This is a genomic window from Sphingobium sp. RSMS (genome assembly GCF_005406185.4).
Taxonomy (GTDB): domain Bacteria; phylum Pseudomonadota; class Alphaproteobacteria; order Sphingomonadales; family Sphingomonadaceae; genus Sphingobium; species Sphingobium fuliginis.
Genome location: NZ_CM191257.1, coordinates 880,493 through 906,053, shown reverse-complemented (window position 1 = coordinate 906,053; position 25,561 = coordinate 880,493). Strand labels below are relative to the sequence as shown.

23 protein-coding genes and 1 tRNA gene are annotated in these 25,561 nt (G+C 64.7%); 16 read left to right on the top strand and 8 right to left on the bottom strand.

What is annotated here, in order from left to right; genetic code table 11:
- Positions 1-275: 275 nt before the first annotated feature.
- From EGM87_RS04165 to aguB, 4 genes are all read left to right on the top strand, one after another.
- A complete protein-coding gene (locus EGM87_RS04165) occupies positions 276-782 on the top strand; it encodes a GNAT family N-acetyltransferase (RefSeq protein WP_103001349.1) in 507 nt (168 codons plus the stop codon).
- A gap of 139 nt (positions 783-921) precedes the next feature.
- Positions 922-1,905 (top strand): agmatine deiminase family protein, encoded by a 984-nt coding sequence (locus EGM87_RS04160; RefSeq protein WP_137709775.1) that lies wholly within the window; start codon positions 922-924, stop codon positions 1,903-1,905.
- A gap of 9 nt (positions 1,906-1,914) precedes the next feature.
- Positions 1,915-2,259, top strand: a complete 345-nt coding sequence (locus EGM87_RS04155) for a DUF3147 family protein (RefSeq protein ID WP_025552289.1) — start codon at positions 1,915-1,917, stop codon at positions 2,257-2,259.
- A 10-nt stretch (positions 2,260-2,269) separates the two neighbouring features.
- Positions 2,270-3,118, top strand: coding sequence for an N-carbamoylputrescine amidase (aguB, locus tag EGM87_RS04150; RefSeq protein WP_044662074.1), 849 nt, complete (start codon positions 2,270-2,272; stop codon positions 3,116-3,118).
- 187 nt (positions 3,119-3,305) lie between these two features.
- Here aguB and EGM87_RS04145 read toward each other — a convergent pair whose 3' ends face one another.
- On the bottom strand, positions 3,306-3,962 hold the full coding sequence (locus tag EGM87_RS04145; RefSeq protein WP_137709776.1) for a uracil-DNA glycosylase: 657 nt from the start codon (positions 3,960-3,962) through the stop codon (positions 3,306-3,308).
- A gap of 23 nt (positions 3,963-3,985) precedes the next feature.
- On the opposite strand from EGM87_RS04145, the gene folK reads away from it, so the two are divergent.
- Both folK and EGM87_RS04135 read left to right on the top strand, forming a co-directional pair.
- Entirely contained in the window at positions 3,986-4,486 is a 501-nt protein-coding gene (gene folK / locus EGM87_RS04140) for a 2-amino-4-hydroxy-6-hydroxymethyldihydropteridine diphosphokinase (protein ID WP_137709777.1), read from the top strand.
- Positions 4,487-4,531: 45 nt separating this feature from the next.
- Positions 4,532-4,607: transfer RNA gene (locus EGM87_RS04135), tRNA-Lys, on the top strand.
- 319 nt (positions 4,608-4,926) lie between these two features.
- Here EGM87_RS04135 and EGM87_RS04130 read toward each other — a convergent pair.
- Genes EGM87_RS04130 through EGM87_RS04115 form a run of 4 tightly spaced genes read right to left on the bottom strand, consistent with a single transcriptional unit; the run spans position 4,927 to position 9,915 of the window.
- Positions 4,927-6,099 carry an acetyl-CoA C-acetyltransferase gene (locus EGM87_RS04130; protein ID WP_137709778.1) on the bottom strand — a complete coding sequence of 391 codons (1,173 nt, stop codon included), beginning with the start codon at positions 6,097-6,099 and terminating at the stop codon, positions 4,927-4,929.
- A gap of 14 nt (positions 6,100-6,113) precedes the next feature.
- A complete protein-coding gene (gene npdG / locus EGM87_RS04125) occupies positions 6,114-6,779 on the bottom strand; it encodes an NADPH-dependent F420 reductase (RefSeq protein ID WP_137709779.1) in 666 nt (221 codons plus the stop codon).
- The gene (gene cofH, locus EGM87_RS04120; RefSeq protein WP_137709780.1) at positions 6,769-9,162 is read right to left on the bottom strand and encodes a 5-amino-6-(D-ribitylamino)uracil--L-tyrosine 4-hydroxyphenyl transferase CofH; all 2,394 of its coding nucleotides are present in this window, start codon (positions 9,160-9,162) and stop codon (positions 6,769-6,771) included. The genes npdG and cofH overlap by 11 nt, the downstream gene beginning before the upstream one ends.
- Before the next feature lie 33 nt (positions 9,163-9,195).
- Complete coding sequence (locus tag EGM87_RS04115) at positions 9,196-9,915, bottom strand: TetR/AcrR family transcriptional regulator (RefSeq protein WP_137709781.1); 720 nt, start codon at positions 9,913-9,915, stop codon at positions 9,196-9,198.
- Between the two features lie 109 nt (positions 9,916-10,024).
- Here EGM87_RS04115 and EGM87_RS04110 point away from each other — a divergent pair, with 109 nt between their 5' ends.
- The 10 genes from EGM87_RS04110 to EGM87_RS04065 all read left to right on the top strand — a co-directional run bounded on the left by EGM87_RS04110 (position 10,025) and on the right by EGM87_RS04065 (position 22,866).
- Positions 10,025-11,059, top strand: a complete 1,035-nt coding sequence (locus EGM87_RS04110; RefSeq protein WP_137709782.1) for a phosphotransferase family protein — start codon at positions 10,025-10,027, stop codon at positions 11,057-11,059.
- Positions 11,060-11,081: 22 nt separating this feature from the next.
- A complete protein-coding gene (locus EGM87_RS04105) occupies positions 11,082-11,822 on the top strand; it encodes an SDR family NAD(P)-dependent oxidoreductase (protein ID WP_137709783.1) in 741 nt (246 codons plus the stop codon).
- 23 nt (positions 11,823-11,845) lie between these two features.
- Complete coding sequence (locus EGM87_RS04100) at positions 11,846-13,072, top strand: acyl-CoA dehydrogenase family protein (protein ID WP_137709784.1); 1,227 nt, start codon at positions 11,846-11,848, stop codon at positions 13,070-13,072.
- Between the two features lie 32 nt (positions 13,073-13,104).
- The gene (locus EGM87_RS04095) at positions 13,105-14,436 is read left to right on the top strand and encodes an MFS transporter (protein WP_137709785.1); all 1,332 of its coding nucleotides are present in this window, start codon (positions 13,105-13,107) and stop codon (positions 14,434-14,436) included.
- Positions 14,436-15,971 (top strand): AMP-binding protein, encoded by a 1,536-nt coding sequence (locus EGM87_RS04090; RefSeq protein WP_137709786.1) that lies wholly within the window; start codon positions 14,436-14,438, stop codon positions 15,969-15,971. Before EGM87_RS04095 ends, EGM87_RS04090 begins: the two co-directional genes overlap by 1 nt.
- Positions 15,972-15,976: 5 nt before the next feature.
- Entirely contained in the window at positions 15,977-18,055 is a 2,079-nt protein-coding gene (locus tag EGM87_RS04085; RefSeq protein WP_137709787.1) for a PQQ-dependent dehydrogenase, methanol/ethanol family, read from the top strand.
- Positions 18,042-20,117, top strand: a complete 2,076-nt coding sequence (locus tag EGM87_RS04080) for a 3-hydroxyacyl-CoA dehydrogenase NAD-binding domain-containing protein (protein WP_137709788.1) — start codon at positions 18,042-18,044, stop codon at positions 20,115-20,117. Before EGM87_RS04085 ends, EGM87_RS04080 begins: the two co-directional genes overlap by 14 nt.
- On the top strand, positions 20,114-21,265 hold the full coding sequence (locus EGM87_RS04075) for a thiolase family protein (protein WP_253719139.1): 1,152 nt from the start codon (positions 20,114-20,116) through the stop codon (positions 21,263-21,265). The genes EGM87_RS04080 and EGM87_RS04075 overlap by 4 nt, the downstream gene beginning before the upstream one ends.
- Positions 21,266-21,268: 3 nt before the next feature.
- A complete protein-coding gene (locus tag EGM87_RS04070; RefSeq protein ID WP_137709789.1) occupies positions 21,269-21,697 on the top strand; it encodes a Zn-ribbon domain-containing OB-fold protein in 429 nt (142 codons plus the stop codon).
- 155 nt (positions 21,698-21,852) lie between these two features.
- Entirely contained in the window at positions 21,853-22,866 is a 1,014-nt protein-coding gene (locus EGM87_RS04065) for an SMP-30/gluconolactonase/LRE family protein (protein WP_253719138.1), read from the top strand.
- A gap of 48 nt (positions 22,867-22,914) precedes the next feature.
- Here the strand turns inward: EGM87_RS04065 and EGM87_RS04060 are convergent, their stop codons facing one another.
- From EGM87_RS04060 to EGM87_RS04050, 3 genes are read right to left on the bottom strand one after another with little or no spacing between them, the layout of a single operon-like run.
- Positions 22,915-23,895: an NADPH:quinone oxidoreductase family protein gene (locus EGM87_RS04060; RefSeq protein WP_171010029.1), complete on the bottom strand. Its 981-nt coding sequence runs from the start codon at positions 23,893-23,895 to the stop codon at positions 22,915-22,917.
- 3 nt (positions 23,896-23,898) lie between these two features.
- Positions 23,899-24,537: a nuclear transport factor 2 family protein gene (locus tag EGM87_RS04055; RefSeq protein ID WP_137709791.1), complete on the bottom strand. Its 639-nt coding sequence runs from the start codon at positions 24,535-24,537 to the stop codon at positions 23,899-23,901.
- Between the two features lie 2 nt (positions 24,538-24,539).
- Positions 24,540-25,547 carry an LLM class flavin-dependent oxidoreductase gene (locus EGM87_RS04050; protein ID WP_137709792.1) on the bottom strand — a complete coding sequence of 336 codons (1,008 nt, stop codon included), beginning with the start codon at positions 25,545-25,547 and terminating at the stop codon, positions 24,540-24,542.
- Positions 25,548-25,561 lie beyond the last annotated feature (14 nt).

The following is a 25,561-nucleotide window of genomic DNA, read 5'->3' as shown; positions in this document are numbered from 1 at the left end:
CGTAGGCGTCGCGAAGCGATTGGCAGGACGTTTCAAAGAGCGGTGCGGAGATAGGCCGGGCGGCGCGGAATAGGACAGACCTGAATTGCCTTCATCAAGAAATAGGATGCTTTTGGAAGCACTTGTTGCCGATTGGACACGCACTGCGTGAGGTGTCCCGTTTGATCGTCTTGGGGGAGGCGACCATTTTACGCCGTAGCCGCCTGAGACCGGCTTGCTCGAAAGCTGTCATTCGATCAGACACGACCGTGATCGGATTGCAATGAGGAGGCTAGATGCGGAGTTTCGAGCTACGTGCTGCGCGGGATAGCGATTTGGATCGCTTGCAATTCATATCAGCACAGGCACGCGAGCGTTATCGCTCCATCCCGGCATTGTCTCACATCGCTGATGCTCCTCCGCTTACTACGGACAGGTTCAAAGCCTGTCATGTGGCGGTGGCGATAGGGCTAGACGACCCAAGTCCCATCGGCTTTGCAGCATCGAGGCCCCTCGACGGCCTTCTTTATCTGGACAATATATCCATCGCGGCCGATGCATCCGGACGCGGCATCGGATCGGCGCTTCTGTCATCGGTCATCAAGCACGCAGTCACATTGCGAGCCCCCGCGGTATCGCTCACCACGTTTAGGCAGCCGGCTTGGAACGGGCCGTGGTTTCGAAGGCACGGGTTCAAGACTATGCGCGCAGACCGGATCGGTGTGGGCCTGCGGGAAGTGATGGAACGGCAGCGGAGAACGCTCGATCCAGACAGCAGGGAAACACTGCTGCGCATTCTTTAATGACTGTATCTCTGCGTTATAGGCAGAACCGGTCATTCCGCCACCCACCCAAATCGGTCAACCGTCATAATGCCTCTGGAATGCGCAACCCGATCCTGTAGAGGGCGCTGAGGACACCCCTCGATCAGGAGCCAAGCCCATGACTTTCCGTATGCCCGCCGAATGGGCGCCGCACGAATGGACATGGATCGGCTTTCCGACCGCTGCCGAGGAGTGGCCCGGCGCGTTCGAAGATGCGCGGCGGCAGATCGCGCAGTTCGCGAGCGCGCTGCATGCCGGCGGCAAGGGCGAGGAGGTGCGGCTGGTCTGCGCCAGCGAGGGCGATGCGGACGTCGCCCGGGCGCTGGTGGCGCCGGGAGTCACCATCCTCGTGCAGAAGCTGGGCGATGTCTGGCTGCGCGATACGGCGCCGATCGCGGTGATGCGGGGCACGGAAAGGGCGCTGGTGGATTTCGGCTTCAACGGCTGGGGCGGCAAATATCGAATGCCGGGCGACGAGGACATCGGCGCGCGGCTGGCGGCGGCGACCGGACTGCCGACATCGACCCAGAACTGGGTGTTCGAAGGGGGAGCGGTCGACACCGACGGCACCGGCCTGTTCGTGACGACGGAGCAATGCCTGCTCAATCCCAATCGCAACCCCGAACTGGACCGGGGGAAGATCGAAACATTGCTGGCTGGATCGCTGGGGCTTTCCGACATGTTGTGGCTGGGCAATGGCCTGCTCAACGATCATACGGACGGGCATGTCGACAATCTGGCCCGTTTCGTGGCGCCGGGCGTTCTGGCGCTGCCGGAGGCGAGCACGGACGATGATCCCAATGCGGCCGTCTATGCCGACGCGCGGGAGCGGGCCAGGGCGTTCGGGGTCGAGGTCGCGTCCATCCCCTCCCCCGGCCGCGTGGTCGTGGATGGAGAGGTCATTCCGGCGAGCTACATGAATTTCGCCATCGGGAATGCCGCCGTCATCGTGCCCGTCTATGGCCAGCCCAATGATCAGGCGGCTCTGGATGCGCTCAAGCCCTTCTTCCCCGGCCGGGAGATCGTCGGGCTGCGCAGCGACGCGATCCTGTCTGGCGGCGGCAGCTTCCATTGTTGCAGCCAGCAGATGCCGTCCGCCTGAATGAGCGCGATGCTGGCGTTGCGGGCGCTGATCTCCGGGATCATCATCGCCATCGTGTCGGTGGTGTCGCGGCGGTATCCGGGGCTGGGCGCGCTGATCGCGTCATTGCCGCTGATTTCGGTGCTGGGAATGATCTGGCTGTGGAACGACAGGCCGGATGCGGAGAACATGGCGCGCCATGCGGAGGCGACATTCTATTATGTCATCCCCTCCCTGCCCATGTTCCTGCTGATCCCCATATTGTTGCGCCGTGGGGTTTCCTTCGCGCCGGCGCTGATCGCGGGTTGCGCGGTCACGATCCTGCTCTATCTCCTCACCGTCGCCATTGCCGCCCGCATGGGCATTCGTCTTTAGGGTGTTATCGATGACCAAAGTTACCGTCGCCGCGCTCCAGCTCGCCTTTTCCGACGATCGGGCGGACAATATCGAAATGGTCGCCGGCCATGTGGTGAAGGCGGCGGCGCGCGGCGCGAAGATCGTCCTGCCGCCCGAGCTGTTCGAGGGCCCCTATTTCTGCAAGGTCGAGGAGGAGGAGCTCTTCGCCAACGCCCTGCCCCTGGACGAGCATCCCGCCGTGCAGGAAATGCGCAAGGTGGCGAAGGCCGAGGGCGTCTATATCCCGACCAGCTTCTTCGAGCGCGACGGCCATCATCATTACAACTCGCTCGCCATGATCGACGATGAGGGCGAGATCATGGGCGTCTATCGCAAGAGCCACATTCCCGATGGGCCGGGATATGAGGAGAAATATTATTTCCGCCCCGGCAATAGCGGGTTCAAGGTGTGGAAGACGAAATATGGCACCATCGGCGTCGGCATATGCTGGGACCAATGGTATCCGGAAACGGCGCGGGTGATGGCGCTGATGGGCGCGGAGATGCTCTTCTATCCGACCGCCATCGGGTCCGAGCCCTATGACGCGGACCTCGATACCAGCCGCATGTGGCGCCGGGCGATGATCGGCCATGCCGTCAGCAACTGCATGCCCGTGATCGCCGCCAACCGCATCGGCGAGGAGGACGGCCAGAAATTCTACGGCCACAGCTTCATCACCGATGAGTGGGGCGATTTCGCCGCGGAGGCCGACGGCAAGGACAATGGCGCGCTGGTGGCGACGCTGGATTTGGATCAGGCGAGGATGCACCGGGCGGGCATGGGCTTCTTCCGCGACCGGCGGCCGGAGCTTTATGCACGGATCGCGCAGGACATCTAGAGCAGATTCCGATCCGATTGCATCGGCTCGACTGCTCTAAGTTTTTGTTTTGTCGCGTTTTCCGAGTCAGCAGATGATTCCATCTGCTTGGAAAACGCTCTAGAGCGCGCGACCTGCGATTTGGCGCAGCGCGCTTCAGGCTGGTGTTCAGTCCGAAAGCTGCAGGCGCGACCAGCCTGTGCGCCGGCTAAAGCGTCGCCAGTTCCACCGCCCTCTCGAACACCGCTTCGAACATCCCGGCGGTGAGCCGGCCGGTGTTCTGATTGTAGCGCGAGCAGTGATAGCTATCGATGACCATCTGGCCGCTGGGCATGCGATGCTCCGCCAGATGGGCGAAGCGCGCCTTGGGAAGCTTGCCGCCCAGCACCTTCACCGCCGACTGATGCGCGATCTGGCCCAGCGCGACGAAGACCTGCGCATGGGGCAAGGCTGCGACTGCAGGTTTCAGGAAGGCGCGGCAATTGTGGATCTCCTCCGGCAGCGGCTTGTTCTGCGGCGGCAGGCATTTGACCGCGTTGAGGATGATGACGTTGCGCAGCATGAGCCCGTCGTCGGGCCGCGCTTCATAGACGCCCTGGGTCAGGCCGAATTTGGCGAGCGTGGCGAACAGCAGATCGCCCGCATAATCCCCGGTGAAGGGCCGGCCCGTGCGGTTCGCCCCCGTCTTGCCCGGCGCAAGGCCGACGATCGCGATTCGGCCCAGCGGATCACCGAAAACCGGAACCGGCGCATTCCACCAGCCGGGATGTTCCGCGCGATTCTGCTCACGAAAAGCGGCCAGACGCGGGCAGAGCGGACAATCATGCGGCGCTTCGCTGTGCGGGATAGGACTTTGCAGCGTCATGGCGACGGGATAGGCGCTGTCCGATGGTCAAGACAAGCACCCGTCATGTTTACGCCCTTGCACTGGGATCGAACCGGCCGCTGTCGGCGCGGATGACCCCGGCATGCCTGTTGAGCGGCGCGGTTCGCATGATCGCGGAACTGGGCCCGGTTCTCAGCGTGGCCCCCGTCATGCAGACCCGGCCTATCGGGCCGTCGCGGCGCATCTTCGTCAATGGCGCGGTGCTGATGGAGAGTTCCCTGCCGCCCGAAGAGATGCTTTCCGGCTTGCAGGCGATAGAGCGCGCTCTGGGCCGCCAGCGGTTCAGGCGCTGGGGGCCGAGGCGGCTGGACATCGACATCATCCTGTGGTCCGGGGGGCGCTGGAACAGCCGCTCGCTGCGCATTCCGCACCCGGCTTTTCGCGAGCGGGACTTCGTACTGACGCCGCTGCTTGCCATTGCGCCGGGCTGGCGCGACCCCGTGTCCCGACTTTCGATCCGCCATTTGCGTTTCCGCCTGCGAAAAGCGGTTTCTGGAGGTTGACCAGCCGCATCGCCGCCTCTAGTGCGTGCGGACCTCAGGACATGAGGGCCCTTAGCTCAGTCGGTAGAGCAACTGACTTTTAATCAGTAGGTCGCTGGTTCGAATCCAGCAGGGCTCACCACCACCTTTGTGGGGATCGCCGCTTCAATCCGGCGTCACTCGACCGCCTTGATCACGAGCGCGGCGAAGCACCATATTTCGATTGAAACCAACAGACCGAACAAAATGCCGAACATGGCATCAGGCTTCAGAGCGTCGTCCATCTGCCCTCTCCATTTCTTTCTGGAAGATGAACGGCTTAACCGTGCGTCTGGTTCCCGGAGCGTTTCGACGCACGGCCTCGGTTCACCGCATTGGCGATCATCGCCATGCGGGGCCTTTCTCTCGCGGTTCAGCATTTTGGGTGCGGGAGGGCGCCCGCACTCCTTCGTCCCGTCTCGTCAGAGCCTTTCCACTATCGTCACATTGGCCATGCCGCCTGCTTCGCACATGGTTTGCAGCCCATAACGGGCGCGCCGGTCGTGGAGAGCGCTGACCAGCGTCGCCATCAGCTTGGCGCCCGATCCGCCCAACGGATGGCCAAGCGCGATCGCGCCGCCATGGACATTGAGCCGGGCGGGATCGGCGTCCAGCACCTGCGTCCAGGCGAGCGGCACCGGGGCGAAGGCTTCGTTGACCTCATAGAGATCGATGTCGGAAAGCTTCATCCCCGCCCGGGCAAGCGCCTTTTCGGTCGCGGGAATGGGCGCTTCCAGCATGATGACGGGATCGTGGCCGAGCACCGTCATCTGGTGTACGCGGGCCAGCGGGGTCAGGCCGTGCGCCTTGAGGCCGCGTTCGTTCACGACCAGCAGCGCGGCGGCGCCGTCGCAGATCTGGCTGGCGCTGGCGGCGGAGATCACGCCGCCTTCGGCCAGCAGCTTGACGCTGGCGATCCTGTCCAGGCTGGCGTCGAAGCGTATGCCTTCGTCGACCTTGTGGACGACCGTTTCGCCTTCCGGGGTGACGACTTTGAGGGGAATGATCTCCGCATCGAACTTGCCCGCCTGCGTCGCGGCGGCGGCGCGGCGATGGCTTTCGAGCGAATAGGCGTCCAGCACATCGCGGGTCAGGCCATATTTCTTCGCCAGCATTTCCGCGCCGCCGAACTGGCTGAAGGGCTGGTTCGGGTAGCGCGCCTCGATGCCGGGGCTGCGATAGGAGCCGAAGCCATGCTTGGCGGGCAGCGTCCAGGGCAGGCCCATGGGCACGCGGGTCATGCTTTCGACGCCGGCGGCGATCACCACATCCTGCACGCCGGACATCACCGTCGCGGCGGCGAAGTGCAGCGCCTGTTGCGAGGAGCCGCATTGGCGGTCGACATGGGTGCCGGGGACGGATTCGGGGAGGCCCGATGCAAGGACGGCGTTGCGGGCGATATTCGCGCCCTGCTCGCCGCCGGGGCAGGCGCAGCCCATGATGACATCCTCTACGGCGGCGGGGTCGATGCCGGAGCGCTCGACAAGGCCTGCGAGGACCTTGCCCGCGAGATCGGCGGGGTGGACGGCGGCGAGGCGGCCGCCCCGCTTGCCGCCGGCGCTGCGGGCGACGGCGGCGATATAGGCTTCTGCCATCAATCTTCTCCTGTTTAGACGCCGGTGATGCGGATGCCGGAGCCGGGGACTTTATATTTGCGGTTGAGGGCGATCAGGACGGAGGTGAGCCCCTCCGCCACGACCGAATTGCACAGCGGACCTGCATTCCAGGCGCGCAGGCCGATCTCCTGCGCCAGCGCGACCACCGTGTCTGCGGCTTCGCTGTCGTCGGCGCAGACCAGGACGTCGCATTCGATTTCCTCGTCCAGCCTGGTCAGGTGATGGGCGCTGATATTCTGGAAGGCGGAGACGACGCGGACCCCCTCGCCCAGCATTTTCTGCACGGCTTCGACGGCGGAGCCGCCTTCGGGCAGTTGCACGCGGCTGACCTTGGGCGGGACCAGAGGCACGGTCACGTCGATCAATATCTTGCCCGCCAGCGCCGGTTCGACGTCCTTCACCGTCGATTGCTGCGCAGCATAGGGGACCGCGAGGACGACGATGTCGGCCTGCGCGGCGGCGTCCGGGTTGGCGGCGCCTGTGATGGCGTCCTGCCCCAGAACTTCGTTCATCTGGGCGGCGGCTTCCTGCGCGCGCTCGGCGGTGCGGCTGCCGATGATGACCCTGTGGCCCTTATGCGCCCAGCGGAGCGCGAGGCCGCCGCCTTCCTTGCCGGTGCCGCCAAGGACGGCGATGCTCGCCAGAGCTTCATTCTGCATAGGCTAAACTCTCCTGTTCTTTTCGACGCCTGCGCGGAGGCGTGAGGATCATGGGCGTGAGTTCCGCGGCATCCATGCCGCGGTCGTGAATATGCTGCGCGACCGCGCCATAGGCGGTGCTGCGCTGGCGCGGGATGCGGCCGAGCGAGCGGATCAGCGCCTCCATTGCGGCGGGCGGCATTTCCTGGCCATGCTGCGTTCCTGCTGCGCGGGAGATGCTCTCGTTCATCAGCGTGCCGCCAAGGTCATTCGCGCCGGAGGTGAGGCAGGCCTTCACGCCCTCCTCCCCCAGCTTGACCCAGCTTGTCTGGATCGAGCGGATATGGGGGTGCAGCGCGAGGCGGGCGACGGCGTGCATCAGGCGGACTTCGCGGAAGGTCGGGCCGTGGCGCGCCTCGCCGCGCAGGCCCATGGGCGCTTCCATGTGGACGAAGGGCAGCGGCACGAATTCGGTGAAGCCGCCGCTGCGGCGTTGCAGGTCGCGGATGCGGATCAGATGGCGCGCCCAGTGGCGGGGCGTGTCGACATGGCCGAACATGATGGTGGCGGTGGTGCGGAAACCGACTTTGTGCGCGGTTTCGATGACGTCCAGCCATTGATCGGTGTCGAGCTTGTCGGGGCAGATGATGGCGCGGACCTCATCGTCCAATATCTCCGCGGCCGTGCCGGGGAGCGTGTCGAGACCCGCTTCCTTCAGGCGGGTGAGGAATTGTTCGACCGTCAGGCCAAGGGTTGCCGCACCTTGCGATACCTCCAGAGGCGAGAAGGCGTGGATGTGCATTTCCGGCACGGCGGCGCGGACGGCTTTGGCGAGATTGATGTAAGTCTCGCCGGTATAATGGGGGTGGATGCCGCCTTGCAGGCAGACTTCCGTGCCGCCGCGATCCCATGCCTCCCGTGTGCGGCGGACGACTTCCTCAAGGTCCAGATCATAGGGCTTGCCGCGCAGTTGCTCCGCCTTGTCGCCCTTGGAGAAGGCGCAGAAGCTGCATTTATAGAGGCAGATATTGGTATAGTTGATGTTGCGGTTGACGACATAGGTGACGGCGTCGCCCATCACCTGTTCGCGCAAGGCGTCGGCGCTGTCGCAAATATGTTCGAGGTCGGTTTCGCGGGCGGAGAAGAGGGTCTCGATCTCCTCCTCTTCCAGCAGCGCGCCCGCCATGGCGTGGTCGACAATGGCGGCGATCATGGGATCGACCGGCAGGGTCGAGGGGCGCGTGATGCGGGGCTCCAGCGCTATGCCGGGGGACCATCTGTCCTCGCGAGCGAAGCCCTCCGCATCGGCATGGGCGAGAATATGGCGCACCATCGCCTTGTCCTGCCAGCGCGCATTGTCCTGCGCATAGGCGGGATAGACCGGCAGGCGGGCGACGAGCATCCGCCCCTCCCCTTCGGTCGCCATGCGCAGGCGTTCGACTTCAGGCCAGGGCGCTTCGGGGTTCACATGGTCGGGCGTCACCGGCGAGACCCCGCCCCAATCGTTGATCCCCGCTGACAGCAGGCGCGGGAAATCGGCGGCCGACAGGTTCGGCGGCGCCTGAATATTCATCTGCGGCCCAAGGATGATGCGGGCGGCGGCGATGGTCCAGAGCAGTTCGTCCATGTCCGGTTCGGGCGCATGGGCCATCACCGTGCGTTCCTTGGCGCGGAAATTCTGGACGATGACTTCCTGGATATGGCCGTAGCGCTGGTGCAGGTCGCGGATCGCTTCGAGCGCTTCGATCCGCTCCGCGCGGGTTTCACCGATGCCGATCAATATGCCGGTGGTGAAGGGGATGCGCAGTTCGCCCGCCAGCCGGATCGTCTCCAGCCGCGCCGCCGGTTCCTTGTCGGGCGAGCGATAATGCGCGCCGCCTTTTCGGCAGAGGCGGTCGGAAACGGACTCCAGCATCAGGCCTTGCGACACGGATACGCGGCGGAGCGCGGCCATTTCCTCGCGGGTCATCACCCCGGCGTTGATATGCGGCAGCAGGCCGGTTTCATCCCGCACCAGCGCGGCCATTTCGATGAGATAGGAAATGGTGCTCGCATGGCCCAGCCGCGCCAGTTCCTCCCGCGCCGCGGCGAAGCGCAACTCCGGCTTGTCGCCCAGCGTGAACAGCGCCTCGGTGCAGCCCGCCGCCTTGCCCGCGCGGGCGACGGCCAGCACTTGATCGCGGGTCATATAGGCGTTCTCGCCGGGCCGGGGCGGCTGGGAGAAGGTGCAATAATGGCAGAGATTGCGGCAAAGCTGGGTCAGCGGAATGAAGACCTTGCGCGACCAGCTCTGCACCCGGCCATGCCCCTCATCGCGCAGCGCGGAGGCGGCGGCGAGCAGGTCGGCCAAGGGCATGTCCAGCAATGCCGCCGCCTCTCCGCTCATCCCGTCCCTGCCTGTCATCATCCTCTCCATCATCTTGTCCTTGCGCCCTTCTCAGCCGACCGGCCCCGGCGGTTCCGGGATCGCGGCCCCTGATCCACCGATCCGTGCCAGCATGTCCTTCGGAAGGTCGGCCGGCGCGTCCAGCAGGGCAACCAGCGACTGCATGAAATGTTCGAGGCTGGATTCGCTGCCCCACATGGGATGCGCGCGGCTGCGGTCGGCCAGGGCGCGCTGCCGCGCGGAAAGCACGGCGCTGATATAGGCGCCCATGAAGACGAAGCGCTGGTTCTGAAGCGCGGGCGGCAGATGGGGCATCAGTCGGCGCAGATGGTCGAGACAGCGGCCATAGGCGCGGTTCCATGCCGGATCGATCGCGTCCAGCATCATGTCCCTGTGCGTCATGGCGAAGATCACGATGAACTGGACATAATGATCGTCCGACAGGCCCAGCACCGGCTCCACCAGGATGTTCACCACCTGCCGGATGGTGCGGGGGCCGCCCTGCTGCTCCAGCAAGTCCAGCGCGGCATTGCGTTCGCGATCCAGCGCCACCGCGCCGTCCATGACGATGGCGCGGACCAACGCTTCCTTCGACCCGAAATAATAGCCGACCGCGCCGTGATTCTTCTGCCCCGCCGCCGCCGCGATCTCCCGCACGGTGACGCCGTCGACGCCCCTTTCCGCGAACAGGCGCAAGGCGACTTTCTTGATCTGCCCGGCAGCGGCGCTGCGAGCGGCATCATCGGCCTTGGCAAGTTGAAGTCTGACCATGTGTGCATTTTTCTCATTGCCAAGTGCGTTCGTCAAGTGCATTATCCAATTGATCTAATCGACGGTCGAACAGTCGAGAAAAGCGAGGGATGCCCTAGTGAAATCGTTCGTGGAATCAGCATCGGGACCAACGGTCGACATCGAGTCGCTGACGGCGTGGATGACGGACCGGGGACTTGGCTCCGGCCCGCTGACCGACGTGACGCGGCTCGCGGGAGGGACGCAGAATATCCTGCTTCGCTTCAGCCGCGACGAGCGCGACTATGTGTTCCGCCGCCCCCCTGCGCATCCCCGCCCGAACAGCAATGAGACGATGCGGCGGGAGGCGCGGCTGCTGCGCGCTTTGGCCGGGACGAACGTGCCGCATCCGGGGCTGATCGCGGATTGCGGCGATGAGAGCGTGCTGGGCGTCGCCTTTTACCTGATGGAGCCGGTGGACGGCTTCAATCCGGTCGGGCAATTGCCGGAGCCGCATGCCGGTTCGCCCGCGATGCGCCATGCCATGGGGCTGGCGCTGGTGGACGGGATCGCGGCGCTGGGCGCGCAGGATCATCAGGCGCTGGGACTGGGCGATTTCGGAAAGCCGGAGAATTTCCTCGGGCGGCAGGTGGATCGCTGGCGGTCGCAGCTTGCGGGCTATGGCGAGTTTGACGGGTGGACGGGGCCGCAAGCGCTGCCGTCCGTCGGCGCGGTCGGGGATTGGCTGGAACGGCACCGGCCGGACCGGTTCACGCCCGGCATCATGCATGGCGACTATCATCTGGCCAATGTGATGTATCGCAAGGATGGGCCGGAACTGGCGGCGATCATCGATTGGGAACTGGCGACCATTGGCGATCCGCTGCTGGACCTGGGTTGGGTGCTGGCGACCTGGCCGGACGGGAAGTCGGAAAGTACCGTATCGGTCAGGCCTTGGGACGGCTTTCCGAGCGCGGGGGAACTGGTGACGCGCTATGCCGAAAGGTCGGCACGCGATCTGTCGGCGGTCGATTGGTATCATGTGCTGGCCTGCTACAAGCTCGGCATATTGCTGGAGGGCACCCATGCCCGCGCCTGCTCCGGGAAGGCGCAGCGCGAGACCGGCGACAAGCTGCACGGCCGGGCCATTCATCTTTTCGAACGCGCTGAGGCGCTGATCCGCTGACATGCATGAGAGGGAATTTCCTTTGACCAACGAACTCGACTTCACCGGGAAGACGGTGCTGGTGGTCGGCGGATCGAGCGGCATCGGCAACGGCATGGCGCAGGCCTTCCGCCAGCGCGGGGCGCAGGTCCATGTCTGGGGCACGCGGGCGAGCGCGGCGGACTATGCGGGCGAGGAAGGGTCGGACCTTGAGGGCGTCGGCTATACGCAGGTCGATGTCAGCGATGCGGCGGCGATTGCGGCTACGTCGGTGCCTTTCGACAGGCTGGACGTGCTGATCCATTCGCAGGGCACGGTCCTCTACCGGCGGCAGGAATTCGAGGTCGAGGGCTGGAACAAGGTGATGGCGGTCAATCTCGACTCCATCCTGCATATTTCCAACCTGTGCCGCGAAGCGCTGGCCGCCGCCAGGGGAACGGTCATCGTCGTCAGCTCCATCGGGGCGTTCAAGGCCACGTTCGGCAATCCGGCCTATGCGGCGTCGAAGGCGGGGGCCGTCAATCTGGTGCGGGCGCTGGCGATTGCCTGGGCGGGCGACGGCATCCGCGTCAACGGCATCGCGCCCAGCCTGGTCGACACCAAGATGACCAAGGTGACGATGGACAATGACGAGCGGCGGGAGCGCGCGCTGGCCCGGATACCCATGGGCCGCTTTGGATCGGTCGAGGAAATGGCGGGGGTGGCGCTGTTCCTCGCCTCCCCCCTTGCCGGTTACATTTGCGGGCAGACGCTGGTCGTGGACGGCGGCCTCACCCTTAGCTGAATTTATCCGAGAAGGATCGAGCGATGGATTTCGAATATTCCGACAAGGTGAAGGCGCTGCAAGCGCGGCTCATCGATTTCATGGACGCCCATGTCTATCCGATCGAGAAGGAGCGCGACCATTTCCACCATGACCCCGCGAACCTGTGGAAGCGCTGGCCGGGGACGGAGGAGATCAAGGCGAAGGCGAAGGAAGCGGGCCTGTGGAACCTGTTCCTGCCGCATGAATATGGCGAATGGAGCCCCGGCCTCACCAATCTGGAATATGCGCCGCTGGCCGAGATCATGGGCCGGGTGATCGGGTCTTCGGAATATTTCAACTGCTCCGCGCCGGACACGGGGAATATGGAGGTGCTGGCGCGCTATGGCACGCCGGAGCAGCAGGAGAAGTGGCTGAAGCCGCTGCTGGATGGCACGATCCGCTCCTCCTATGTGATGACGGAGCCGGAGGTCGCCTCCTCCGACGCGACCAATGTCGCCACCACCATCGTCGCGGACGGCGACGATTATGTCATCAATGGCCGCAAATGGTGGATTTCTGGAGCGCTCGATCCCCATACGAAGCTGTTTATCCTGCTCGGCAAGACGCCCAATGACGGGCCGCGCCACAGGCAGCATTCGCAGATACTGATCCCGGCCGGCACGCCCGGCATAGAGATCGTCCGTCCGCTCGACGTCATGAATGCGGTTCATTCACCGAGCGGTCACGCGGAGATGGTCTTCAAGGATGTGCGCGTGCCCAAGGCCAATCTGATCCTGGGCGAAGGGCGCGGGTTCGAGATCGCGCAGGGCCGCCTGGGGCCGGGGCGCATCCATCACTGCATGCGCCTGATCGGGCAGGCGCAGCGGGCGCTGGAATATATGGCGCGGCGGGTGGAGAACCGCATCGCCTTCGGGCGGAAGCTGGCCGATCAGGGCAGCATCCGGCAGGACATCGCCCTCTCCTTCTGCGAGATCGAGCAGGCGCGGTTGCTGACGTTGAAGGCCGCCGATGCGATGGACCGCTATGGCAACAAGGTCGCCAAGGACCTGATCGCCGCCATCAAGATCGTCGCGCCGCGTATGACCCAGACGGTGGCGGATCGCGCGATGCAGGTGTTCGGCGGCATCGGCATTTCCAGCGATTTCCCGCCCGCCGCCGCCTTCATGAATGCGCGCTACCTGCGCTTCGCGGACGGTCCGGACGAGGTGCATATGGCGCAGCTTGGCAAGCTCAAGATCGCTGAACTGAACGAACTGCCGGTGCGCTGAAGATTTTGAGCGGAAAGGCGAGGATCATGCTGATGAGCGCCCGGAACCAGAATGACAGCCGGACCAATCCGGGCCTTGACAGCGCCTGGTGGATGGTGGCGGTTCTGTTCGGGCTCTATGTGCTGAGCTGGGTCGACCGGCTGATCGTGTCGATGCTGGTGACGCCGATCAAGGCGCATCTGCTGCTGTCCGACGTGCAGATCAGCATGATCACCTCGACCTCCTTCGCGATCTTCTATGCGATTTTCGGCCTGCCCTTGGGTTGGGCTTCGGATCGGTTTTCCCGGCGCTGGATCATCTTCGGCGGTGTGGTGATCTGGGGGGTCGCGACCACGGCCTGCGGCTTTGCGCAAAGCTATGAGGCGCTGCTGATCGGGCGCATCTTCGTCGGGATCGGGGAGGCGGCATTGCTGCCCGCCGCCTATTCGCTGATTGCCGACGCCTTTCCTTCGCACCTGCTGACGCGGGCGACGTCGACCTTTCAGACGGCGGGCAAGGTGGGATCGGCCACCGCCTTTGCCTTGGGCGGCGTCGCCATCGCCTTTGCGACGGCGCATAGCGGCATCCATATTCCCTTCCATGGCCCCGCCCAGCCCTGGCAGTTGGTCATGATGATGGTCGGCGTGCCCGGCATATTGCTGGCGCTGCTGCTGTTCACCTTCCCCGATCCGGGCCGCCGCCGGACGCCCGGCGGCGCCGCGAACGGGGAACAGAAGGGGCTGATCAAGGCCTTCGTCACGCAGAACTGGAAGCTGCTGGCGCTGATGCTGCTGGGCACGTCCGCCCTCGCCATGTGCGGCTATTCCATGACAAACTGGGTGCCCGCCTATATCGAGCGGCATTTCGGGTGGAAGCCGGTGCAATATGGCTTTGCGCTGAGCCTGATGAACATCGTGTCCGCCGTGTCGCTGGTGGTGAACGGCTGGATCGTGGACAAGCTGTTCGCGCGGGGCATGAAGGACGCGCATCTGCGCTTCTACGGCTGGCTGATCCTCGGTTTCCTGCCGGTGATCGCCTACATGTTCTTCGCGACGAACCCCTATGCGTTCCTCGCCTGCTATTGCGTGGCGCAGTTCATCACCGTGCCTTTCATGGTCTATGTTTCCTCGGTCATGGGGCTGATCGCGCCGGCGACGATCCAGTCGCGGATGCTGGCGTCCTTCCTGTTCGTCTTCACCATATTGGGCCAGGGCGCGGGGCCCGCCATCGTCGCGGCGCTGACCCAATATGTGTTCCGTGACGAGGGCGCGCTGGGCCGGTCGCTGGCGGTCGTGGTCACGGTCAGTTCCATCCTTGCCCTCATCTCCTTCCGCATGGCGCTGAGATACCTCGCGCCGGCCATTGCTTCCCGAAAGGACGTCTGATGTCTTTGACCATCGGCGGGGTCGATCCCGCGCGCCGCGACCAGCTTGCCCTTGCCGACGAGCGGGTGACTTATGACTGGCACCAGTTGGACGACCTGCTCAACCGGGCGGCCAATGCGCTGAACGGGCTGGACCTCACCGAACGGCGGGTGGCGGTGTTCGCCCCCAACAGCGCGGAGACGGTGATCGCCTATGTCGCCTGTCTGGAGGCGGGCATTTCCAGCGTGCCGGTGAGCTTTCACCTGACGCCTTCGGAGGCGGCCTATATTTTGAAGGACAGCGGCGCGGTGGCGCTGCTCGTCGGGCCGGAGACGATGGAGGCGGGACTTGCCGCTGCGGGGGAAGCGGGCGTCGGGACCGTGATCGGCTGGCGCTGCCCGGATCGGGAAGGCGTCATCCATTGGGAGGAGTGGCTGGCGGCGGCTTCGACCGACGAACCGGACCATGATGTGCCGCCTTTGCCGCATCTGCATTATACTTCGGGCACGACCGGACAGCCCAAGGCGACCGAGACGCCGCCGCAATATTTCCCTCGCGTCGCGACCGTGAAGGCGCTGGCCGAAGCGATCCGGCCGAAGATCACGCCCTCGCCGGGCATTGCCGTGGGGCCGCTTTATCATACCGGGCCGCTGGGCATGGCGCGCAACGTCTTTGGCGGGATGAGCCTTATCACCGTCGAGCATTTCGATGCGGAAAGGACGCTGGCGCTGATCGAGAAATATAAGGTCAAAGGCTCCGTGATGGTGCCGACCCATTTCCAGCGGATGCTGGCGCTGCCGGAAGAGGTGCGGGCGAAATATGACGTGTCGAGCGTCCAGCGGCTTGCCCATACCGGGGCGGCCTGTCCACGTGCGGTGAAGCAGGCGATGATCGACTGGTTCGGGCCGGTGCTGGTGGAGGCCTATGGCGGGACCGAGGCAGGGTCGACCACCTTCATCACCTCGCAGGAATGGCTGGAGCGGCCGGGCTCCGTCGGCAGGGCGCTCGCGCCGTTCGAGACGGTTATTTATGGCGAGGATGGGCGGATACTCGGTGCCAATGAGGTCGGGCAGGTCTATTTCCGCGACACCAGCGGTTACGGCATCGTCTATCGCGGCGACCCCGAGAAAACCGCCGCTGCCCATATCGCGCCGGGCGTCTTCACGCTGGGCGAGATGGGCTATGTCGATGAGGAGGGCTATCTCTTCATCACCGACCGGGTGTCCGACATGATCGTGAGCGGTGGGGTGAACATCTATCCCGCCGAGTCCGAGCATGTGCTGCTGCGCCATCCCAAGGTCGCGGACGTCGCCGTGGTGGCCGCGCCCAATCCCGAAATGGGCGAGGAAGCGCGGGCGCTGGTCATTCCGAAGGATGCGGGCGATCCGCCGACGGCTGAGGAACTCAACGCCTTCTGCCGGGCGAACCTGGCCGGTTACAAATGCCCGCGCGGCTATGAGATGGTCGACGACATCGGCCGCACCGTCATGGGCAAGGTCAACAAGAAGGCGCTGCGCCAGCGCTTCTGGCCTTCCGACCGCACCATCGGGGGTTGAGTTTCATGCGTTTTGTTCTGCCCCTGCTGCTCTTGCTCGCCGCCTGCGCGCCTTCGGGTGAGGCGAGGCGCGATGGGAGCGATTGGCCGGGCTATGGCGGGATCGATGAGAACCACTATAGTCCGCTTACCGAGATCAACGACGGCAATGTCGGCAAGCTGAAGCTCGCCTGGTATCATGACATTGGCGGCGGCGGGTCGAGCCTGTCCGCGCCCATCGCGGTGGACGGCATCCTCTATTACGCCTCGGGCTATAGCGTCATCCATGCGCTGGATGCCTCGACCGGGCGGGAACTGTGGACCTACGACCCGCAAAGCTGGAAGGTCGCCGGGCAGAAGATGCGCGCCGCCTGGGGCATTCGCGGCATCGCCTATGATAATGGCATGGTCTTCACCGGAACCATCGACGGGCGGCTGATCGCGATCAATGCCCGCTCCGGTCATCCCGTCTGGACCGCGCAGACCATCGGCAAGGATGACGAGCGCTACGTCACCGGCGCGCCCTGGGTGTTCAAGGGGAAGGTCATCATCGGCCATGGCGGCGCGGATTTCGCGCCGGTCCGGGGCTATGTGACCGCCTATGACCAGAAGACGGGGAAGCAGCTCTGGCGCTTCCATACCGTGCCGGGCGATCCGAAGCTGGGGTTCGAAAACAGGGCGATGGCGATGGCCGCCCGGACGTGGACCGGCCAGTGGTGGAAATATGGCGGCGGCGGGACGGCGTGGAACGCCATGGCCTACGATCCCAAATATAACCGCATCTATATCGGCATCGGCAATGGCAGCCCATGGAACCAGAAGATCCGCTCGCCGGGTGGCGGGGATAATCTCTTCCTCTGCTCCATCGTCGCGCTGGACGCGGATACCGGCGACTATGTCTGGCACTATCAGACCAATCCCGGCGAGACATGGGACTTCAACAGCGCGATGGACATCGAGCTGGCCCGGCTCAAGATCGGCGGGAAAGAGCGCGACGTGCTGATGCACGCGCCGAAGAACGGCTTCTTCTATGTGATCGACCGGGAGACGGGAAAGCTGATCTCCGCCCGCAATATCGTGCCGGTCAACTGGGCGAGCGGCATCGACGTCAAGAGCGGGCGGCCGGTCGAGAATCCGGCGGCGCGCTATCCCGGCGGGAAACCGGCCATCGTCTACCCCTCCCCCTTCGGCGCGCATAATATCGAGGCGATGTCGTTCAATCCGGGGACGGGGCTGGTCTACATCCCGACCATGGATCAGGGGCGGGTCTATATCGATCCGGCCGAGCCGTTGCAGGGCTGGAAGCATCTGGACGGCCAGCGGATCAGCGTCGGCACGGGCGCGCCGCCTGCGGGCGTGGCGCCGGACCGGCCCGCGACCAGTTTCCTGCTGGCCTGGAATCCGGTGACGCAGAGCGAGGCATGGCGCGTGCCCATGCCCGGCATCAGAGGCGGCGGCGGCACCGCGACCACGGCGGGCAATCTGCTGTTCCAGGGCAATGCGGCTGGCAGGTTCATGGCCTATGCGGCGAACAGCGGCAGGCCGCTCTGGTCCTTCGACGCGCAGACGGCGGTGATGGCGCAGCCGATCACCTACAGGGCGCGCGGGCGGCAATATGTGACGGTGATCGCCGGTTCCCGCTTCCCCAGCGCCACCGGCATGGGGCGGGAATGGAATTATCGCACGCAGCAATGGCGCGTCCTCACCTTCTCGCTCGATGGCAAGGCCAGCCTGCCGCCCGTTCAGCCCGTGGAAACGCCGGTGATCGACATGCCGGATTTCGCCGTCGATCCTGCCAAGGCCGCCATCGGCGCGGGCGTGTTCGGTCAGCGTTGTTCCATCTGCCATGGCGCCAATGCCGTGTCGGGCGGCGCAGCGCCTGACCTGCTCCAGTCGGGCGTGCCGATCGACAAGGGCAGTTTCGAGGAGGTGCTGCACAAGGGTATTTTGCGTGAGCGGGGCATGCCGCGCTTCGAAGAACTGACCGACGCAGAGATCGAAGGTCTTCAACATTATTTCCGCCAACGCGCTCGTGAAGTGCTGGCTGCGCAAGCCGCAGGCAAGCCGGGCGCCCAGACACATAGAGGCTTGAATGAAGGTCAATGACGTCGTCACCTATGAGGTGGACGGTCCCATCGCGGTCATCACGGTCAATTCGCCGCCGGTGAACGCGCTCTCCAACGCCGTGCGGCAGGGCGTCGCGGGCGCGGTGCAGACAGCCATCGGGGATAGCGGCGTGGGCGCCATGGTGCTGATCTGCGAGGGGCGGACCTTCTTCGCCGGGGCGGACATCACCGAATTCGGCAAGCCGCAGGTCGAACCCTCGCTGCGCAACCTGCAACTGATCGTGGAGAATGCGACCAAGCCGGTGATCGCCGCGATCCATGGCACGGCGCTGGGCGGCGGGCTGGAGCTGGCGCTGGTGGCGCATTATCGCATCGCCGTGCCTTCGGCCAAATGCGGGTTGCCGGAGGTCAATCTGGGCCTGCTGCCCGGTGCTGGCGGCACGCAGCGTCTGCCGCGCATTGTGGGGGTGGAAAAGGCGCTGGACCTCATCACGTCCGGCGCGCCGGTTGGAGCAAAGGCCGCGAAGGAGATGGGGCTGCTCGATGAACTGGCGGCGGAGGGCAATCTGCGCGCCGATGCCATTAGTTTCGCCCAGCGCGTTCTGGACGAGGGGCGCCCGCTGCTCAAGGTCCGCGACCGTAGCGAGAAACTGGACGAAGCGCGCGGCAAGCCGGAAATCTTCGCGGACTTCCGCAAGGCCAATGCGAAGAAATTCCGGGGCTTCAAGGCGCCGGAACATATCATCCGCTGCATCGAGGCCGCGCTGGAGAAGCCCTTTGACGAAGGCATGGCCTATGAGCGCGAACTGTTCAACGAGCTTCAGGCCGACAGCCAGTCCGCCGCCCAGCGCCATGTCTTCTTCGCGGAGCGGCAGGCAGCCAAGATCGTGGGGCTTGCCGCCGACACGCCGACCCTGCCCATCGCCAAGGTGGGGGTGATCGGCGCGGGCACCATGGGCGGCGGCATTGCGATGAACTTCGCCAATGTCGGCATCCCCGTGACCATCGTCGAGGCGAAGCAGGAAGCGCTCGACCGCGGCCTCAAGATCATTCGCGGCAATTATGAAACCACCGCGAAGAAGGGCAGGATGAAGCCTGAGGATGTCGACACCCGCATGGGCCTGCTGACCGGATCGGTGGCGATGGAGGATCTGGCCGACTGCGACCTCATCATCGAGGCGGTGTTCGAGAATCTGGAGGTCAAGCGCGAGGTGTTCGCCAAGCTCGACAGGATTGCCAGGCCCGGCGCGATTCTGGCCACCAACACCAGCTATCTCGACATTGACGACATCGCCGCCGCCACCTCCCGGCCGGAGAGCGTGGTCGGGCTGCACTTCTTCTCGCCCGCCAATGTGATGAAGCTGCTGGAAGTGGTGCGGACCAAGGACACCAGGCCCGAGATCATCGTGACCGCGATGAAGCTCGCCAAGACCATTGGCAAGATCGGCGTGCTGGTGGGCAATGGTTTCGGCTTTGTCGGGAACCGCATCCTTGCGGCGCGGAATGCACAGGCGGACCGACTGGTGCTGGAGGGCGCGACGCCCTGGGCGGTGGACAAGGTGCTGTATGACTTCGGCTTTGCCATGGGGCATTTCCAGATGCGCGATCTGGTGGGGCTGGATGTCGGCTGGAACCGCGAGGCGACCAGCTCCGCCAATGTGCGGGAAATCCTCAACGAGATGGGCCGCCATGGGCAGAAGACGAAGGGCGGCTATTATGATTATGACGAGAACCGCAGGCAGACGCCCTCCCCCATCGCCATGCAGGTCATCGAGGATTTCGCCGCGAAACAAGGCATTGCCCGGCGCGCGGTGAGCGACGAGGAAATCCACGACCGCATCCTGTTCGCCATGGTGAATGAGGGGGCGCGGATTCTGGAAGAAGGCATCGCATCGCGAGCGTCGGACATCGATATTGTCTGGATCACGGGTTATGGCTGGCCGAAATATCGTGGCGGGCCGATGTTCTGGGCGGATTTGCAGGGTCTACCGGTCGTTCTCGAAAAACTGAAGGCGCTGGAAGCCGCCCATGGCGAGGCGTTCAGCCCCTCCCCACTGATCGAGCGGCTGGTGGCTGAGGGCAAGGGGTTCAAGGACGCATGATCAGAGGAGACCGCATCGCCATCACCGGAGTCGGTGAAACCCCCTTCCTGCGCAAGGGCGAGGAGGGCGTCATGAAGATGATGACCCGCGCCAGTCTGGCGGCGATTGCCGATGCGGGCCTGACGCCCAAGGACATAGACGGCTATATCTCCAACAAATATGCGGGGCATGGGTCGGACGAGGTCGCCTTTGCCATCGGCGCGGGCGAGAAGCGTTTCTGCGCCACCACTGACAGCGTGGGCGGCACGGCGACGTCGGGGCAGGCTCTGCAACTGGCGCAGATGGCGATCGAGGCGGGTCTGGCCCGGCATGTGCTGGTGCCCTATGCGATCCAGTCGACCAAGCCGGGCGGCGTCTATGGCTTCCATGCACGCGAACCGCAAAAGGCGGGGATCGAAATGCCGGTCGGCTTCTTTGGCCAGCCCACTTATTTCGCGACCATGGCTAACCGCTATGCCCATGACTATGGCATGACGGAGGAGGAGCAGGCATCCATCCCCATGACCTATCGCGCCTGGGCGGTGCTGACGCCGAGCGCGCAGCGGCGTGATCCGATGGATTTGGAAGCCTATCGCCAGTCGCCCATGATCTCGACGCCTTTGCGGGCGGCGGATTGCTGCCTCACCACCGATGGCGGCGGCGCCTATGTGGTGAGCGCCATTGAGGAAGCGCGGGACATGCCGCATCCGGTTGTGAGCGTGCAGGGGCTTGGCCTGGGCTTCAACAACTGGCCGCAGGGGGTGCTGTTCACCCAGACGCCCTGCACCTACGACTTTCCCGGCGAGGTTTCCGCGAAGCTCGCTTATGCCATGGCGGGCTGCGATCCCAAGGATCTGGACCTCGCGCAGATTTATGACGGCTTCACCATCTCCGCGTTGGTGCAGACCGAGATGCTGGGCTTGTGCGAGCGGGGCGAAGGGCCGCGTTTCTATGCGGCGGGGCATGGGATGCCGGGCGGGCGGACGCCGATCAACACCAGCGGCGGGCATATGTCGGGCGGCTATGTGCCGGGCATGAACCTGCTGATCGAGGCCGTGCGGCAGTTGCGCGGGCAAGAGGGCGAGCGGCAGGTGCCGGACGCGAAGCTCTGCGCCATCGCGGGGCTTGGCGGCAACAATCATTCCACCACCATATTGGCGCGGAGCTGATCCATGGGCATTCCGATACACCCTCCCAAGATCGAAGACCCGCTGTTCCAGGGCTATTATGACGGGCTGGAAGCGGGCGAACTGCGCATCACCGCCGACGCCGGGACGGGGGAATGGATATGGTATCCGCCCGAGGTCATCCCCGGAAAGCCCGACGCCGTGCTGGAATGGCGGCCGGTTTCGCCGGAGGGTAGCGCTTACACCTTCACCACCGTGATACGCAGCCTGCTGCCGGGCGATCATAAGGCGGAGGTGCCGTTCACCGTCGTTCTGTTCGAGCCGGACGATGCGCCGGGCGTGCGCGTGCCGGGGCTGCTGGTTGGCGCTGAGGGCGTGGAACCGCGCTGCGGGATGCGGTTGCGGTTCCAGCCCGTGCAGGCGGGGGATCACAAGATCGCCGGCTTTGCGCCTGTGGGGGCGATGAAGGAATGACGAAACGATTCTCCGACCTCTCCCCCGTTCGCCCTGAGCTTGTCGAAGGGCTTCACTTCTCTTCACGAAAGAAAGGGGCTTCGACAGGCTCAGCCCGAACGGGGAGAGGTGGTGATAAATTATCCAAACTCTCTCTGACACGGCGGGAAATTCTATTGGGCGGGGCAAGCATCACTCTCGCCAGTTGCGCGCCATCCGCTGGGATAGGACGCGCCACACCGCCAAAGCCCTTCACCCTCACCGATTTCGCCCTCGTCCGAGATGGGCTCGATGCTCCCGAAGGCATAGCGAGCAGCCCCGATGGCCGCCTGTTCATCTCCAATGGCGGTGGCGCCATCGGCGTGCTGGAGCGGGATGGCGCATTGCGGCAGATCGGTCAGGCTCTCGCGCCCAATGGCGTGGCGGTCGACCGCGAAGGTCGCGTCATCGTCGCCAATATGGGCCTGCTCAACAAGGGGCCGGGGCCATTGCAGCGGATCGATGTCGCGACGGGAACGGTCGAGACGCTGGTGTCGGAACTGGAGGGGCGGCAACTGGTCGCCTCCAACGGTCCGGCGACGGCGCACAATGGCGACATTTACTGCACGCACAGCAGTTGGGGGCCTATCGGGAATATCGGCACGACCACGCCCGCCGGTTTCATCTACAGGGTCGCGCCGGATGGCAGGGCTTCCATCGTCGCGCGCGGTCTGCGCGGCGTGAACGGCCTCTGCCTGGATCGCGGGGAGCGTCATGTCTATGCCTCGCTGACTGCCGAAGGGCGTATCCGGCGCTGGCGGAGGCAGGCGGACGGCTCGCTTGCCGATCCACAGGACTATGGGCCGCAACTGGGCGTGGTGATCCCCGATCATCAGGCGAAGGACATTCGCGCCATGGCGGCGGCTGAGCGCGCGGATCTGGGTTATTGCGACGGCATCACTTTCGATGCGGCGGGCAATCTCTGGGTGACGCTGCCCTTCGCCAATCGGATCGTTGCGATCACGCCGGATGGGCGGAAGGTGGATATTGTCCATGATCCCGAAGGGAGGATGCTCTCCAGCCCCACCAATCTCTGCTGGGGCGGAGCGGATTTGCGCGACCTTTACGTCGTCTCGCGGGCAAGCGGCGTGGTGGTGAAGGCGCGGACGGATATTGCGGGCCTGCCGTTGGCGAACTGGCCTGCGGCTTAAAGCGACATACCTCTGTAAAGGCAGAAGCACGTCGCTCTGTCGGGAAGCTTAGCTCGCCAGTTCGATCACGATCTTGCCCTGCACCTTCCGGTCCATCATCCAGCGGATCGCCTCACGGCTTTCCTCGAAGGAGAAGCGCTTGCTGACTTCGGGGCGCAGGCCGCCCTCCTCATACCAGCGATAGAGCTGCGCCATATTTTCCGCATGGATGTCCGGCTCGACACGGCTGTGCACGCCCCAGGTCACGCCGATGATGGCGGCCGTCTTCACCAGCGGCAGGTTGAGCGGGATTGCCGGGATCGTCCCCGTCGCGAAGCCCACGACCAGATAGCGCCCGTCCCAGCCCATGGTGCGAAAGGCGGGTTCCGCCAGCGCGCCGCCGACCGGATCGAAGATCACATCGACGCCGCGTTCGCCCGTCAGGGCCTTCACCGCCTGTTTGAGATCGTCCTGCGCATAGTTGACCGTCTCGTCAGCGCCATGGGCGCGGGCAAGGGCGAGTTTCTCCTCTGTCGAGGCAGCGGCGATCACATGCGCGCCCATCCGCTTGCCGACCTCGACCGCCGCGAGGCCGACGCCGCCCGCTGCGCCCAGCACCAGCAGCGTCTCGCCCGGCTGCAACCGGCCGCGCTGGCGCAAGCCGTGGAGCGCCGTCGCATAGACCATGGTGAAGCCCGCCGCCACGTCGAACCCCATCCCCTCCGGGATCACGGCGGTACGGAAAGCAGGCGCTATCGCAAATTCAGCGAAGGCGCCTTCGAAGGGGATGGTCGCCACCCTGTCCCCGACGCGAAGGCCCGTGACGCCCTCTCCCAGCGCATCGACCACGCCCGCCGCCTCGCTGCCCGGAATGAAGGGCAAGGGCGGCTGCCTCTGGTACAGGTTCTGGATCATCAGCGCGTCGGGGAAATTGACGCTGGCGGCCTTCACCCGGAAGCGGACTTCACCCGCCTTCGGTTCCGGAACGGGCACATCCGCGAAATGCAGTTCTTCCGGCGGCCCATGATGTTCGCACAGCAGCGCCCGCATCGGTCAGCTCCCCAGGAACTGTTGGCGCATCTTGTAATAATCGTCGCTCGGATATTTCTCGCTATGCTGCCCCGCCGGCCATTGCGCATAGGGGATTTCCGACGCGAAAGCAGGCGAGGTGTAATCCGACAGGCCCCGGCGGCGGATGATCTTCCACTCGCCGTTGCGCCGTTCCAGATCGTCGAGATAGCGGCCCTGGAAGAAGACGTCCTCCTCGCCCGTACCATCCTTCCGGTCGCGGCGATGCTGCGCGAAATAATAGCATTCGGAGAAGGCCTTATCCCCCTTCACCTCGACCGAGACGTTCGAGATATGGTGGCAGGCATATTTGAGACCCGAGATGATCTTGAAGGCGAAACCCACGAAATCGGACGATTTGCCTTCGAACTTCCCATGTTTATGCGTCGATTCCGGCCAGAAGAGCGAACGCAGCAAAGCCTCGTCCGCCCGGTCGTTGGATCGGGCATAGGCATGGAGCAATTCGGTGATCGCCTGCTTGGATTCGATCACATCCAGACGCTCGGCCATGCTCATCGGCTTGCCCTTTCCCTTTGCGGGCGCGGCCGAAGCCTGGCCCACCGCAGCCAGTCCGAAAGGAACGGCCAGCATGGCGGCCAGCGTGCCGCGACGGTTCTGCTCCATGCTCATTCTCCCGGAATTTCCAGCAGGCCCGGCTCCGCCTTGAGCCGGGGCAGCACTTCCTTTTCGAACAGGCGCAGGCTGCGCCAGGAGACTTCGGGGTCCAGCCCGCCCAGCAGCGCGTGGAACGTGACCGCCGTGCCGCGTCCCAGATCCTTGAGATAAGCGAAACATTCGTCCGGCGTCAGCAGCCTGATATTGGGCATGGCCTTCAGCCCTTCGATCGTCTCGGCCGCGCTGTAGCGGGTCTGGCCGGTGCCGCGTTCCTGCGCCCATTGCGCATAGGTGTTGGTCGCATAGGCGACGTGCGGCGCCACCAGCGGCCAGTCGCGGTCCGGATCGTCCGAGACGTAGAGGAAGCTGGCGGCGGGCTTGCGCAGTTCCTCCGGCGGTCCGAAGCCGGCCTTTGCCCGCTCCTCCTTGTAGAGCGTGAAGAGGTCCGGATGGCCGGGGAAATATTGATAGCCGCCCTTGGCTGCGCGGATCGCGGACTTGTCGGTCGAGCCGCCCATGTAGATTTTCGGGCCGCCCGCCGTGGCGGGCGCGGGCGTCACGCGGACGGTGCGGCCGCGAAATTCGAAAGGCTCGCCGGTCCAGGCACTCTTCAGCGTCGCCATCGCCTCGTTCATGATGGCGAGCCGCTTGCTGATGTCGCGGTCGAACATCTCGAACTCATGCGGGCGATAGCCCATGCCCGCCGTGAGCCAGATGCGGCCCGGCGCGATATTGTCGAGCACGGCCAGGTCTTCGGCCAGGCGCAGCGGATCGTGCATCGTCACCACCAGGGCGGAAAGATGCGCGACGATATTCTGTGTAGCGCCAAGGATCGAAGCGGCCTGGATCATGGAGGACGGGCAATAGCCGCCCTCCGCGCCATGATGTTCGGCCAGGAAGACCTGGGTGAAGCCCAGCCTGTCGGCCCATTGCGCCTGCTCGATCGCGGTGCGGTAGAGCAGCGGATGCGGCGCGCCGAAATCCGGGCGGTTCATGTCGTAGCGAAGGTTGAGTTGCACCTTGGCGATTCCTC

Bases quoted from the DNA above. Each gene is read 5' to 3' on its own strand.
- EGM87_RS04070 (WP_137709789.1), top strand. From the start codon at position 21,269: ATGGGCATTCCGATACACCCTCCCAAGATCGAAGACCCGCTGTTCCAG.
- EGM87_RS04080 (WP_137709788.1), top strand. From the start codon at position 18,042: ATGAAGGTCAATGACGTCGTCACCTATGAGGTGGACGGTCCCATCGCG.
- EGM87_RS04075 (WP_253719139.1), top strand. From the start codon at position 20,114: ATGATCAGAGGAGACCGCATCGCCATCACCGGAGTCGGTGAAACCCCC.
- EGM87_RS04115 (WP_137709781.1), bottom strand. From the start codon at position 9,915: ATGGTCAGACTTCAACTTGCCAAGGCCGATGATGCCGCTCGCAGCGCC.
- EGM87_RS04090 (WP_137709786.1), top strand. From the start codon at position 14,436: ATGTCTTTGACCATCGGCGGGGTCGATCCCGCGCGCCGCGACCAGCTT.
- npdG (WP_137709779.1), bottom strand. From the start codon at position 6,779: ATGCAGAATGAAGCTCTGGCGAGCATCGCCGTCCTTGGCGGCACCGGC.
- EGM87_RS04100 (WP_137709784.1), top strand. From the start codon at position 11,846: ATGGATTTCGAATATTCCGACAAGGTGAAGGCGCTGCAAGCGCGGCTC.
- EGM87_RS04085 (WP_137709787.1), top strand. From the start codon at position 15,977: ATGCGTTTTGTTCTGCCCCTGCTGCTCTTGCTCGCCGCCTGCGCGCCT.
- cofH (WP_137709780.1), bottom strand. From the start codon at position 9,162: ATGACAGGCAGGGACGGGATGAGCGGAGAGGCGGCGGCATTGCTGGAC.
- EGM87_RS04055 (WP_137709791.1), bottom strand. From the start codon at position 24,537: ATGGAGCAGAACCGTCGCGGCACGCTGGCCGCCATGCTGGCCGTTCCT.
- EGM87_RS04165 (WP_103001349.1), top strand. From the start codon at position 276: ATGCGGAGTTTCGAGCTACGTGCTGCGCGGGATAGCGATTTGGATCGC.
- EGM87_RS04130 (WP_137709778.1), bottom strand. From the start codon at position 6,099: ATGGCAGAAGCCTATATCGCCGCCGTCGCCCGCAGCGCCGGCGGCAAG.
- EGM87_RS04155 (WP_025552289.1), top strand. From the start codon at position 1,915: ATGCTGGCGTTGCGGGCGCTGATCTCCGGGATCATCATCGCCATCGTG.
- aguB (WP_044662074.1), top strand. From the start codon at position 2,270: ATGACCAAAGTTACCGTCGCCGCGCTCCAGCTCGCCTTTTCCGACGAT.
- EGM87_RS04095 (WP_137709785.1), top strand. From the start codon at position 13,105: ATGAGCGCCCGGAACCAGAATGACAGCCGGACCAATCCGGGCCTTGAC.
- EGM87_RS04060 (WP_171010029.1), bottom strand. From the start codon at position 23,895: ATGCGGGCGCTGCTGTGCGAACATCATGGGCCGCCGGAAGAACTGCAT.
- EGM87_RS04160 (WP_137709775.1), top strand. From the start codon at position 922: ATGACTTTCCGTATGCCCGCCGAATGGGCGCCGCACGAATGGACATGG.
- EGM87_RS04145 (WP_137709776.1), bottom strand. From the start codon at position 3,962: ATGACGCTGCAAAGTCCTATCCCGCACAGCGAAGCGCCGCATGATTGT.
- folK (WP_137709777.1), top strand. From the start codon at position 3,986: ATGGTCAAGACAAGCACCCGTCATGTTTACGCCCTTGCACTGGGATCG.